This window comes from Streptomyces sp. NPDC089915 (assembly GCF_040684675.1).
Lineage (GTDB): Bacteria > Actinomycetota > Actinomycetes > Streptomycetales > Streptomycetaceae > Streptomyces.
Genome location: NZ_JBFBGN010000044.1, coordinates 13,220 through 25,051 on the forward strand (window position 1 = coordinate 13,220; position 11,832 = coordinate 25,051).

The 11,832-nt window shown below is 71.1% G+C and carries 8 protein-coding genes and 1 tRNA gene; 1 reads left to right on the forward strand and 8 read right to left on the reverse strand.

Annotation, left to right across the window (positions count from 1 at the left end; genetic code table 11):
* Positions 1 to 260 precede the first annotated feature (260 nt).
* The gene (locus AB0O29_RS16065) at positions 261 to 1,730 is read right to left on the reverse strand and encodes an MFS transporter (protein ID WP_365151999.1); all 1,470 of its coding nucleotides are present in this window, start codon (positions 1,728 to 1,730) and stop codon (positions 261 to 263) included.
* A 184-nt stretch (positions 1,731 to 1,914) separates the two neighbouring features.
* Here AB0O29_RS16065 and AB0O29_RS16070 point away from each other — a divergent pair.
* Positions 1,915 to 1,989, forward strand: a tRNA-Cys gene (locus AB0O29_RS16070).
* Between the two features lie 80 nt (positions 1,990 to 2,069).
* Here AB0O29_RS16070 and AB0O29_RS16075 read toward each other — a convergent pair.
* The 7 genes from AB0O29_RS16075 to AB0O29_RS16105 form a co-directional block, all read right to left on the reverse strand.
* Positions 2,070 to 2,663, reverse strand: coding sequence for a hypothetical protein (locus tag AB0O29_RS16075; protein WP_365152001.1), 594 nt, complete (start codon positions 2,661 to 2,663; stop codon positions 2,070 to 2,072).
* Between the two features lie 324 nt (positions 2,664 to 2,987).
* Positions 2,988 to 3,551 carry a hypothetical protein gene (locus tag AB0O29_RS16080; RefSeq protein WP_365152003.1) on the reverse strand — a complete coding sequence of 188 codons (564 nt, stop codon included), beginning with the start codon at positions 3,549 to 3,551 and terminating at the stop codon, positions 2,988 to 2,990.
* A gap of 116 nt (positions 3,552 to 3,667) precedes the next feature.
* Positions 3,668 to 6,019: a hypothetical protein gene (locus AB0O29_RS16085; RefSeq protein ID WP_365152005.1), complete on the reverse strand. Its 2,352-nt coding sequence runs from the start codon at positions 6,017 to 6,019 to the stop codon at positions 3,668 to 3,670.
* A 16-nt stretch (positions 6,020 to 6,035) separates the two neighbouring features.
* Positions 6,036 to 6,443, reverse strand: coding sequence for a hypothetical protein (locus AB0O29_RS16090; protein ID WP_365152007.1), 408 nt, complete (start codon positions 6,441 to 6,443; stop codon positions 6,036 to 6,038).
* A gap of 38 nt (positions 6,444 to 6,481) precedes the next feature.
* The gene (gene mycP / locus AB0O29_RS16095) at positions 6,482 to 7,651 is read right to left on the reverse strand and encodes a type VII secretion-associated serine protease mycosin (protein WP_365152009.1); all 1,170 of its coding nucleotides are present in this window, start codon (positions 7,649 to 7,651) and stop codon (positions 6,482 to 6,484) included.
* A gap of 1,325 nt (positions 7,652 to 8,976) precedes the next feature.
* On the reverse strand, positions 8,977 to 9,462 hold the full coding sequence (locus tag AB0O29_RS16100) for a hypothetical protein (protein WP_365152011.1): 486 nt from the start codon (positions 9,460 to 9,462) through the stop codon (positions 8,977 to 8,979).
* 43 nt (positions 9,463 to 9,505) lie between these two features.
* Positions 9,506 to 11,812 (reverse strand): xanthine dehydrogenase family protein molybdopterin-binding subunit, encoded by a 2,307-nt coding sequence (locus tag AB0O29_RS16105; RefSeq protein ID WP_365152042.1) that lies wholly within the window; start codon positions 11,810 to 11,812, stop codon positions 9,506 to 9,508.
* Positions 11,813 to 11,832 lie beyond the last annotated feature (20 nt).

The following is an 11,832-nucleotide window of genomic DNA, read 5'->3' on the forward strand; positions in this document are numbered from 1 at the left end:
TCGGTGGCGGTCGCACTGCGTTCAGGACGACCGGACGGACAACCGGGCCACCTTACCCGCGCCGCACCGTCCCCCGCGGAGGGACAGGCCCGTGACCTCGGCCGGTGCGGCGAGCGTCACACCGCGACCAACTCCCGCGACCCGTCGGCGATCTTCACCGCCCGGGACCCGGTCCGGGGCGGTGGGACGGGTGCCGTCCGGGACGGTGGCGGCCCCTCACACGGAGTGACACTCCCCTCTCTTTATTTCTTTTCCTTTGGTCAATCGATCGCTGCCGCCGCTGCCGGGCGCTCCTGCAGCCGGGTCGCCACCCACGCCCCCACCAGGGCCACGCAGGCCATCATCAGGAAGACCGCGAGGAAGGCGGCGGGGTGCGAGGCGCCGCCCTCCGCGTCCACCACGTGCCCGGCCCCCACCGCGCCCCCGCCCAGCGCGGCGAACGCCGCTCCACCGGCGGCCAGCAGCACCACGTTCGCCAGCGCGTCGGAAATCTGGAGCGAGGCGGAATTCGCCCCGGCCTCCTCCGGCGCCGACAGCCGCATCAGCAGCACGCTCGCCGAGCCGACCACCAGCCCCATGCCGAGCGAGCCCACGGCCCACGCCAGGGCCAGCGTCCACACCGGTACCGACTCGATCAGCACCGCCGGGGCCGCGAGGATCGCGAGCGCCACCATCACCATCCCGGCCGCCATCAGCCGCTCCCGGTACGGCGCCGTCCGCCCCTGGGACTGCACCCACGAGCCCACCGCCCACGTCACCCCGCCGAGCGCCAGCGAGAACCCGGCCAGGGTCGGGCTGAGCCCGCGCTGGGTGACCAGCATCAGCGGCACGAAGCTCTCCGCCCCGATGTAGGCCCCGCCCGCCAGCCCGCGCAGCAGCACCACGGCCGGCAGCCCGCGCCGCGCCCGGTACGTCCCGCGCGGCAGCAGCCCGAGCACCGCCGGCACCAGCAGCGCCGCGCCGACGGCCCCGGGCAGCAGCGACACCCACCGCAGGTCCTGGGCGGCGTACTGGAGCAGCCCGGCCCCGACCGAGATCCCGAGCGCCAGCCGGATCCGCCGCCGGTCGAACGCCGTGGGCGCCGCCCCGCCGGTGTCCACCGGCCCGGAGGCGGTCCGGCGGATCGCCGGCAGCGCCACCAGCAGCGGCACGACCACCAGCACCGGGATCCCGAGGAACACCCAGCGCCAGCCGAGGTACTCGGTGACCGTCCCGGCGGCCAGCGGCCCGACGATCGACGGCACCACCCAGGCCGCGGCGAAGGCCGCCATGATCGCGGGCCGCAGCCGCTCCTCGTAGGCCCGGCTGACGACGACGTACAGCGCGACGATCACCAGCCCGCCCCCGAGCCCCTGCAGGGCCCGCCCGAGCACGAACATCCCCATGACACCGGCGGTCCCGGAGCACACCAGCCCGGCGGCGAAGGCCCCGATCCCCACGGTCAGCGGCCGCAACGGCCCCTGCCGGTCGGCCCACTGGCCGGAGAGGACCATGCCGAAGAGGCTGGTGGTGAAGTAGGCGGAGAACCCGAAGGCGTAGAGCCCGATCCCGTCCAGCTCACGCGCGGCGACGGGCATGGCGGTCCCGACGGCGGTGGCCTCGAAGGCCATCAGGAAGATCACGGAAATGATCCCGACGCTCAGCGCCCGGTAGACCGGCCCGAGAATGCCGCCCTGCGGTGGGGCCGGGTCGGCGGAGGTCTCTGATATCCGGGGTTCAAGGGCGCTCATCGCCCCAGAGTAAGGTGCACGGCCTGGATTCGCCCCTGTCAATTGGTCGCATTCCGCTTACTCCGCACGACCTAGGTCCGAGGCCCGACCGCCACCCTGTGTAAACGCCGCATGGCAGTCACATTGCATCCCCACCGACCGCCTTCCCCAGCACTCCCGGCCCCCGTACGTTCTTCCTCAGCAAGGCCGTGTGCCCGAGTGGTTGAGGGACTCGCCTGCAAAGCGAGTTACGCCGGTTCGATTCCGGTCACGGCCTCCAGCTGGTCTGACCAGCCAGAACGACAGGGCGGCACCCTTCCCAGGGCGCCGCCCTGTCGTTCCGCCGTCTCAGTTGCCGTCTCAGTTGCGGCGTGGGACGGAATCATTGCCCTGCAACGATTCACTCACGGCATCAATCAGGTCGCTGTGTGCCCGTGCGAGGGAGTGCGTCTGCTGCTCCCCGCGCACCCGCCATCCCGCCCTCGTCTCGTCCGTCGCGGTCATGATGCCGTCGCACCACTCCTCAACTCCTTCGTGGTACTGCTCGATCGACTGCCAGAGCTCACGTGCCGCCTGATGCACCGGGGCGGGACCAAGGAGCCGGAGGGGGAAATAAGCCCTCCGAATCTCGTTCACGCTCGTCCTGTAGGCGTTCCAGATATCGGGGGACGCCTCAATCTCCAGGTCAAACATGCGCATGACGCTGGATGCGGCAATGGTGAACCTGTCGTACGCCTCCAGCATGAGGACCGCCACACGTTTCCTCTCATCCCGTAACCAGTGGTCGTGTTGAGCACGCCCCTGGGTCCGTGCCTGTTCTATCGTCGCGCGCGCCGTAGTCTCCGCCCCCATACGAGCCCCACGGACCGCAGCCAGTCCGCCCATGGCTGCGCCGCCAAGCGCCCCGACCAGCCCGACGCCCGCCGTCACTATCGCCACAAGTCCTTCGTCCATGAGGGCAGGATGGCGCGGCTGGAGGTCGGAAGAAGCGAGTTTCGGCAGGATCGGCCGCACCGCTCACGCCGCAACGCTGCGGACCCACAGCTGTCCTAACCGGCTGGCACAAGCTTCCCAGCAGCTCCGTCATCATCGTCGCCATCAGACCGGCCCGTCTCGGCCTTCCAGATCAGAGCGTCCACCTGCCGCGCGATATCCGTCCGAAACGCCGGCCAGGACGGGCAAGCCCGCAAGGCGAGTTACGCCGGTTGGATTCCGGTCACGGCCTCCAGGAGGGGGCGAGGGCCCGCCGGGAGACACACCCGGCGGGCCCTCGGCTTCTCACCCCGCCGGCAGATCCTCGGCCCGCGCGGGCAGCCCGCCGTCGTCGACGCACCGGAGCTCTTTGGCGACTGCCAGGGCGGCGGAGTGGGTGGCGGTGAGGTAGTCGGGGCGGAGGGTTGGGTCGCCTTTGCTGGCCTGCCAGCGGTCCTGGAACAGGAGCCTGATGCGCAGGGGGATGTCCTGCGTGGAGCCGACTCGGGGGCTTACACAGTCGTACTCGAGGTAGACGATCTTCCTCTCGCGAGTGGAGACCCGCACGCCTCGGTCGTTTCCGCTGAGGAAATCGTCACGCTTGCTGGACGCGGTGAACCGCACCATTGCCGTGGGGACGTGACCCCCGCCATCAGACCCAGAGATCTCGCAGGTCGACTGAGGCATCTGGCGAATCCGGTTGCCAGACCTGTACGCGTTCTCCATCGCTTGCGACACCGTGCGGACATCCGGGTCTCTTGTGTCATCCATGATCCGGAACTTGGTGGACTCCAGAACGCGCTCCAGCGCCTTCCCACCTTCTGCCGCAAACAGACCGGCACAGACACGATCTACCGAGACCCTGTGCACGGTGGGTACCTGAGTCGGCCGTTGCTGCCCTCTACTGGAGCAGCCCACAACACCCAAGGCGATCAGCAGGAAGGTGGCCGCCGTACCCACTAGAGGCCGTCTTACCCCGCCTCGGCTCACGAGACGGCCTTCGTCTGGGCTTCATGGCCCTGTTGCTGCGCGATGGAGTTCCCCGTCCAGTAACCGATGCGCATCGCCTCAGCGAAATCATTGCCGAAGTCACTGTTGGGATCCACGGAATGACGCTTCATGAATTCCCTCATGGGTGCTTCCGCACTGTGTTCCCCAGCCTGGAACATCGCCTTGTTCCTGTCGTGCGTCGCACCGTCGATCTTGTCCTTGTGCTCCTCCTTGGCCGCGTCCGACCACTCACCGATGACCTGACCTGCGGCCTGCTCTACGAGGCCGGTACCGGTGTCCACGGCCAGGGGGACGACAACAGCCGCCGCGCCAGCGGCCGCGGCCGTGGTCGGCAGGAAGGCCACGCCGGCCGCGATGGCGGCGGTGGTGCCGAACTCCACCCAGGCAGAGCTCTGCTCATGGGCCTTCTCGTACTCCTCGTGCCGCTTCTCACCAACGCCCCTGACCTGTTCCGCCCGGGACTCGTCGAGAATGCCCTGCACCTCGGCACTGGTACGGACCGCGGCCCGAGCCCGGCCCTCGTCGATCGCGCCATCGTGGGTCGTCTCGCTCTCCAGCACGCTCGTGGCATAGACGCGTTCAGCGGTGGAGACGGTGGCGTAGGCATCGGGATGCTGCCCCAACGCAGCGAGTAGGTCACGCGCCTCCTCGCGTTCGAACTTCGCATGCGCTTGCATGTTGCCGTCTCTCGACGCGAAGACACTCTGCTCACCGTTGCCGTCGAGCGCCTGGTTGAGGTCATCGATGTACCCGGCGCTCATGCGTCCGAGGCTGTCCGCAAGCACCTCCTGGCTCATAAGCAGACCGGGGTCACCCCCGTACTTCGATGCGACTGCCGTCATGACAGCCGCCCCCGCCTCGGTCCGGTGCAGCTCCGGCCGAGGGTCATCCCAGGCGTGCCCCAAAGTCGCCGCTTCCAAGGCGTGCCCCAGCGCATCGGGCATGTACTTCTCGGCCTTGTTCAGGTCGTCCGGGTTCATGCCCTCCATGTCGATCGTCGAGTGGTAGCTCTCGCTTGCGAAGAAGTCGAGGTAGCTGGAGACGGGCCTGCCCTTGACGTCCCTGCCCAGGTTGGCGACACCGGCATTCACCGTGCCGTCCACGTTGTACGACGGAAGCGGTTCGCGCTTCGGGTCGAAGAACTGCGCCGACGCCTCCGGGCTGTGCCCCAGGGCCTCCAGGAAGCTGACCACCGGGTCGTAGCCCGCCCCGTTGATCCCGGAGGGGTTCAGCATGTTCTTGCCGTAGCCGTTGAGCTGGCGGGAGCCGCCGAAGAAGTCCGGGTCCTTCGCGTGGATCTGCGTCGCGTGCTCGGCGATCGGGACCAGGAACTTCGGGTCGTAGTTCCCGTACCGCATGATCCCGCCGAGCAGCTGGTACCCGTACGGCGGGTTCTGGTCGTTGCGGGCGAGGGGGATGGGCTGGGTGCCGAGCCTGCGCAGCTCCTGCGCGTAGCTGTCCGGAAGGTGCGGCTCGTTGCCCGAGCCGGTGGCGGTGGCCAGGTTGAGGCCCAGGTTCCGCTGGAGGTCCCGGACGTCCTTCAGCCGCTGCTCGTCGAGCTTCCCGTACTCGTAAGTGTCGGTCGCCATGGTGCCGAAGAACTCGAGCGCGCCCCTGGGACCGAGGTTCCCGTAGAAGGCGGTGGCGAACTCGGGGACCTTCGCGTTGTCGGCCAGCAGCTCGTTGAGCTCGGCGAGCTCGGTGTGGGAGAGGCCGCGCCCCTTGCGGGCGAGGTCGGTCGCGCGGCCGGCCTGTTCGGCGGTGAGGCCGGCGTACTTCGGGGCGGTGAAGTCGTGGTCCTGGGAGACGTTCGCGTCGAGGAGGCGGGCCAGGGAACGGTCGGCGTCCTCGCAGGCGTCGACGGCCGCGTCCACCTTCGCCTGCCACAGGGGGCGGTTGACGCGTAGGGACTCCTGGTAATCGGGGTCGTGGCGGGCCGCCTCGCGGTCCGCCTCGGTGGGCAGCGGCAACGGCTCGACCCTCCCCTTGGCGTCCACCCGGAACCCGGCCGCGGGGGCCTCCTCCTCGGCGATCCTCCGCAGCCGCTCGCGGGAGGCCCTGAAGGTGTCGTGGCCCTGGGAGAGGGCCCGGTGGACACCCTTGGCCTCCTGGGCGGCGTCCCCGAACTCCTTGGCGGTCTTGTCGACGAACGGACGCGCCACGCCCGCCGTGACCCCGCTCCATTCGGCCCGGTCGGACTTGGCCTTCATGCCGGTGCGGGCCGTCTCGGCCAGGTCGTCGAGCTTGGCGGCCAGGGCCTGCCAGTCGCGGACGGCGGTGGCGAGCTTGTCGACGGGGGCGTTGAGGACGTTCTCGTAGGTCACCACGGCCGTGCGCCCTTCCCTACCGGAGGTACTCGTCGATCTTGGAGGAGGTGAACTCGGCGTAGAGCCGCTGCTCTTCCTTGGCGTGGGAGGAGAGGGAGTAGTCGAGGCCGTTGGAGATCTGGGCGCAGGCGGCGACGAGGGTCTTGACCTGGGTCTCCCAGCGGCCGTTCGCCCTGGCGAGGGCGGAGCCGCAGGCGAAGCCCTCCCGGGCCAGGGCGCCGGCGGCCTCGGCGGAGGCGGTGGCGGCGTGCCGGCCGTCGGTCTGGAGGCGGGAGTGGAGCCGGTAGGCCTCGCTGCCGACGGCTCCGATGTGGTCCTGGTCGAGGGCGAGGTCGGCGCCGGCGGCTCCGGTGGAGGCCGGGGTGTGGTCGAGGCGGAGGGTGGCGGCGGTGCGGGCGGCGGACCATTCCTCTTCGAAGGACATCGCGTGCGGGCTCCACTCCCGTGTCGGTTCGGGCTCGGTCAGCGTCTGCGCGCCCGGCGGACGGCGGTGACGGCTCCGCCGATGAGGAGGCTGGCCGCCAGACCGAGCCCGAGGGCGGTCCAGGGCGGGTCGGCGCTGCCGTCGCCCTTGTCTACCGGAGCGGCGGCCTGCGGCGCATGCGGGGGCGTGGTCTTTCCCCCGGGAGGGGGAACGGGGGCGGCTGCTGCTGCCGCGAGATCGGGGAGGGGGTAGACGTCCGGCGGGCCGGGGTCGCCGGGGGTGGGCAGCGCGATGCGGGGGCGGACCACGCCGTAGCCGATGTAGTCGTTGCGCTGGGCGCCGTCGACGGGTTTGCCGGCGGTGTTGAGGAGGACGCGGAGGATCTGGTTGTTGGTCCAGGTGGGGTGGGCGGACCAGAGGAGTGCGGCGGAGGCGGAGGCCAGGGCGGTGGCGTCGCTGGTTCCGCTACTGGTGCACAGCCCGGTCTCACGCGCACACGCCGTGACAAGGTCGAGGCCGGGGGCCGACATGTCGACCTGCGGCCCGTGCTGCGACAGCTTCGCAGCAGCACCGTCCTGGTCAACGGCCCCGACACCCACGACACCGGGCGTGGCGGCCGGGTAGAGGACCTGATTCGTCGTATCGCCGTCGTTGCCGACACTGGCGAAAATCAGCTTCCCCTTGGAGAGGGCGTACTTCACAGCATCACCTCGGTCGGGATCATCTGCGGACGTGACCATGGAAACGTTGATGATCTCGGCGTCCGAGTCGGCCGCATACCGAATCGCGGCAGTCCACGATGGACTTGTCGTGCTGTACTCGTGCGGGACCCGAATCGGAAGGATTTTGGCGCCAGGAGCGAGACCGAAGGCGCCATCGCCACTCGGGTGCCTTCCCGAGCCGGCGATCAGCGCCGCCATCGTGGTCCCATGCTTGTCATAGTCAGTTCGTTCGTCCCCGCTGTACGCCCCTTGCTCTACCGCAAAGTCCTTTCCGGGAAGGACTTGGCCCTCAAGTTCCGGAATTCTCTCGACGCCGCTGTCGATCACAGCAACGGTGACCCCCTGACCGGTGCTGGTCCTCCACACGTCATCCGCTTTCATGGCATCGAGATGCCACTGCTGCGCTCGGATGGTCTGCGCATGTACCGGGGTAGCCGCGACCCCAGCCAGGACGGCGCCCACCAGGGCCGAAAGCGCCTTACGCATACGCATCCGTTTCGTTCAGTCGATCACTGGCGGAACGACACGACGGTGGCTTTGCCAGGTCTCTTCGTCTTCCAGAAGGTAGTCAGGGCGCTCAGCCCCCTGGTCCCCACGCCACCTGTTCGAGGTCGGTACGCCCGCTGCGCCAACGACAGGCCCATTACGGAGGAGCCCCGAACCGCCTTGAGTGAAGGGCTGGCTAACAGCAGCTCCCTGGCGCCCTCCGACAACACCACCAGGCTCCATGGCCAGCCGGCGGCCGACCGCTGGTCCGCTCGTGCTCCCGTGCGGGCCGCCGAAGCCGCCGCCCATCGTTCTGGGCATCGCTCGGCCTCCATTGGCTGGAGAGCCCTCCGCTCCAGCGACTGCGCCCGGCGGGAAGTGCACGCTGGAACCACTGGCGGAGACCGAGCGGCCTCCGACAATGCCGATCTCGCGCTGCGAAAAAGGAATCGGCGGGATTGACCCATAAGGCAAGTCCCCACCGGGCCGACCAGGGTCTGGTCCGACACGCATCGTGGAGGCGGGGTGCGGATCCTCACCCGGGACGGCCGCAACGTGGTCCAGATTCACCTCCACCTCACGCTTTGGGACAACGGGCCCGAAGGACGACTCGAAGTCCGGCAGGGCATGTCGCGGTGACCAAGCGGACCTCTCGGTGGGCACACCACCACGCGCAGCGGACGCATAACGCTCGGGACCGGCCGAACCGGAAATTCGGTCAAGCCCACTGTCCCCACGGGTTCGGGAGAACTCGTCGTGGCCGGACCCCTTCGGTTCGAACTCCGCCGGCGGCGGCGGAAACGTCGGCGGTTCCGCTCGGGTTAGTTCCGCTGTCGTCAGGGCGTACGACTGGGCCAGCTTCGTCAGTTGTTGGACCGCCCGCGTGTGGTCCGCCGTCAGTTTCGTGTGGGCCCCGGCGGCCAGGGCTCGGGCGTCCGGGTCGTTGGGGTGGGGGGTGGTCGAGCGTAGGGTTTCCGCCGCCGTGCTGTCGTACGGCGGGGTGTTGGCCCTGACCTCCACCATCGTCTGGGCCGCGTGCGTCAGCCAGCGGCCGCTCGTCTCCGTGTAGTCGCCCAGCGCCAGCGTCGCGCTGCCCGTGCGGCTCACCCAGTCCTGGTAGGCGTGCGCCGCCTCGCCCTCCCAGCCGCGGACCCGGTGGCGCTTGAGGCTCTCGCCGATCTCGCCGATCGCCTTCGCCGCCTCCGTCAGCTGCGCGGCCCGCGTCCTGACCGTCTCCGGGTCGAGGGAGGCGATCATCGCGAGGAGCTGCTCGTGCGAGTGGGCCTCGAAGTCCGTGGCCGTGGCCGCCGGCGCCGGCGCCGCCATCAGATCGTGCCGCCCGCCGGACGGTCCTGCCGCGCCAGCGGGTCGCGGGCCGGGACGTACTCCTCCTTCGAGTGCCGGACGAGCGCCCGCATCCGGGCCCGGGTCTCCTCGTCCACCGCCCCGTAGCCCCTGCCGGCCGTCAGGATCGCGATGCCGAGGGCCTCGATCTGGCCCGCCAGCCCCCGCGACAGCCGCTGGAGCCGCCCGTGGACCGTGTCGTACGCCGTGAACAGCGCCCGCGCCTCCGCGAAGCCCGTGCCGAGGGCGGCGGCGGGGAGGGTCTCGTGGGCGAGTCTGCGGGAGTCGGCCGCGGAGCCGTCCAGGGTCCTCAGCAGGGCGTCGACCCGGTTCTTGTACACCGTCATCGACTCGTACTCGACCTCCAGGGCCCGCGCCTGGCGCGTCAGCGCGTCCGCCACGCCCCCGGCGACATCCGCCCCATGCGCCCCGCCCGGCAGTCCCATCGTGTCCTCCCCCGTCCACACCCTCCGCCAGTGTAACGGGTGGTGACGGAATGGACGCGCGGAGTTACTGGGCCGCCGCGACCGCCGCCGACGGCCTGATCGGGATCCGGTTCACCGGCCGCCCCGTCGCCGCGCGCACCGCCGACGCCACCGCCGCCGGCGTCGTCACCACCGGAACCGCGCTCGCCGCCTTCGCGCCGAACGGGGCCACCACGTCCCGCTCCTCCACCAGCCGGACGATCCGCACCGCCGGGGCGTCCAGCGACGTCGGCAGGGCGTAGCCCGTCAGGTCGGGGTGGCGGACGAGGCCGGCGACCGAGCGGAGGTTCTCCGTCAGGGCCGCGCCCACGCCCTGCGTGACGCCCGCTTCGATACGGGCCTCCAGCTGGCGGGGGTTGAGGATGCGGCCCACGTCCTGCGCGACGGCCAGCTCCACCACCCGGACGGTGCCCAGCTCGATGTCCACGTCGACCACCGCGCGGATCGCGCAGAACGCCAGGCCGACGAACGCGTCGCCCTGGCCGTGCTCGTCCAGCGGCTCCGTCGGGTGCGGGCGGCACTGGGCCGTCGCCCAGAGCTCCTTGCCCTCTATGGCCTCCGCGACGGACATGGAGAAGGCCCCGTCGTACGAGGTGATCCGGCCGTCCTGGATCTGGAGGAGTTCCGTCGACATGCCCAGCTTGTGGGCCATCGGCTGGAGGAGCTGCGTACGGACCATCTTCGCGGCCCGCTCGACGGCCCCGCCCGACACCCAGGTGTGGCGGCCGTGGGCGGACGCGCCGGCGGGCGGCTGGTCGGTGTCCACGGGGGCGGTGGCCACCTCGTCGATGCCCAGCACCTCCTGGACGATCTGCCGCGCGAGGGTCGCGAAGCCCTGGCCGGTGTCGACGGCCGCGCAGATGACGGTGGCCATGCCGCCGACCACCTTCACGGTGGCGGTCGACACCTCGTCGGTGCCCTCCGCGCCGAGCATGTGGACCATGCCCACGCCGTAGCCGACCCCGCGCCGCACCGCGCCGGGCTCGCCCGCGCCCTCGGGGCCGCCGGGCAGCAGCCAGTCCTCCTCCGGGGTGTCCTTGGGGAGGGAGGGCAGGGGGAAGTCGCGGACCGCGCGCAGGAGTTCGGCCACGGGGGCCGGGCAGGTGACCGTCTGGCCGGTGGGCAGGAGGTCGCCGGTGGCGAGGACGTTGCGCAGGCGCAGTTCGGCGCCGTCGATGCCGAGGGCGGCCGCGAGCTTGTCCATCTGGCCCTCGTAGGCCGCGCAGACCTGCATGGCGCCCTCGCCGCGCACGTGGCCGGAGGGCGGGTTGTTCGTACGGACCGCCCAGCCCTCCACGAAGGCGTGCGGGACGACGTACGGGCCGCACGCGAACGCCACCGCCGCCGCGAGGGACTCCGCGGAGGCGTCGGCGTAGGCGCCGGCGTCCATCAGGATCTGCGCCTCCACCTTGACCAGCCGGCCCTCGGCGTCCGCGTGGTGGCGGTAGCGCAGCAGGGTCGGGTGGCGGTGGGCGTGGCCGAGGAAGGACTCCTCGCGGGTGGCGGCCAGTTTGACCGGGCAGCCGGTGCGCAGGGCGAGGAGGCCGAGCGGGAGCTGGAAGGCGGGGTCCTCGCGGTCGGCCGTGGCGCCGGGGACGCCGGTGACGACGACGCGGACGCGGTCCGGGTCGAGGCCGAAGCAGGCGGCGGCGAGGTCGCGGTCGGTGTGCGGGTCGGTGGAGGCGGTGTAGATCTCGACGCCGCCGTCGGGGCGGGGCACGGCGAGGCCGGCCTCGGCGCCGATGGGGGCCGGGTCCTGGCGGCCGATGCGGTAGAGGCCCTCGACGACCACCTCGCCGGTCGCCTCCGGGTCGCCGTAGCGCAGCGGGATGTGCCGGATCAGGTTGCCGTCCGGGTGGAGGGGGGCGGCGCCGAAGGACTGCTCGGGGTCGGTGACGGCGTCGAGGAGCTCGTACTCGACGGCGATGGCCGCGGCCGCGAGGCGGGCCGTGTCGGGGTGGTCGGCGGCGACGGCGGCGATGGGCTCGCCGTGGTGGCGCACGACGTCGTGGGCGAAGACCGGCCGGTCGGCGATGCGGCGGCCGTGGGTGGTGGCGCCGGGGACGTCGGCGTGGGTGATGACGGCCCGCACGCCCGGCATCTCGGCGGCGGCCGAGGTGTCGATGGAACGGATGCGGGCGTGGGCGTGCGGGGAGCGCAGCACGGCGGCCCACAGCAGGCCCTCGGCCCACAGGTCGGCGGCGTAGGGGAAGGTGCCCTCGGTCTTGGCGCGGGTGTCCGCCGAGGGGAGGGAGACGCCGATGCCGCGCACGGGGCGCGGCTGCTCGCCGCCGTCACCGTCTCCGTCGGCGCCGACGCCCCGCGTCGCCATGGTCACGGTCGTGGTCGTCG

Coding starts and splice junctions, on each gene's coding strand:
- AB0O29_RS16105 (WP_365152042.1), bottom strand. CDS start 11,812: ATGGCGACGCGGGGCGTCGGCGCCGACGGAGACGGTGACGGCGGCGAG.
- mycP (WP_365152009.1), bottom strand. CDS start 7,651: ATGCGTAAGGCGCTTTCGGCCCTGGTGGGCGCCGTCCTGGCTGGGGTC.
- AB0O29_RS16065 (WP_365151999.1), bottom strand. CDS start 1,730: ATGAGCGCCCTTGAACCCCGGATATCAGAGACCTCCGCCGACCCGGCC.
- AB0O29_RS16090 (WP_365152007.1), bottom strand. CDS start 6,443: ATGTCCTTCGAAGAGGAATGGTCCGCCGCCCGCACCGCCGCCACCCTC.
- AB0O29_RS16075 (WP_365152001.1), bottom strand. CDS start 2,663: ATGGACGAAGGACTTGTGGCGATAGTGACGGCGGGCGTCGGGCTGGTC.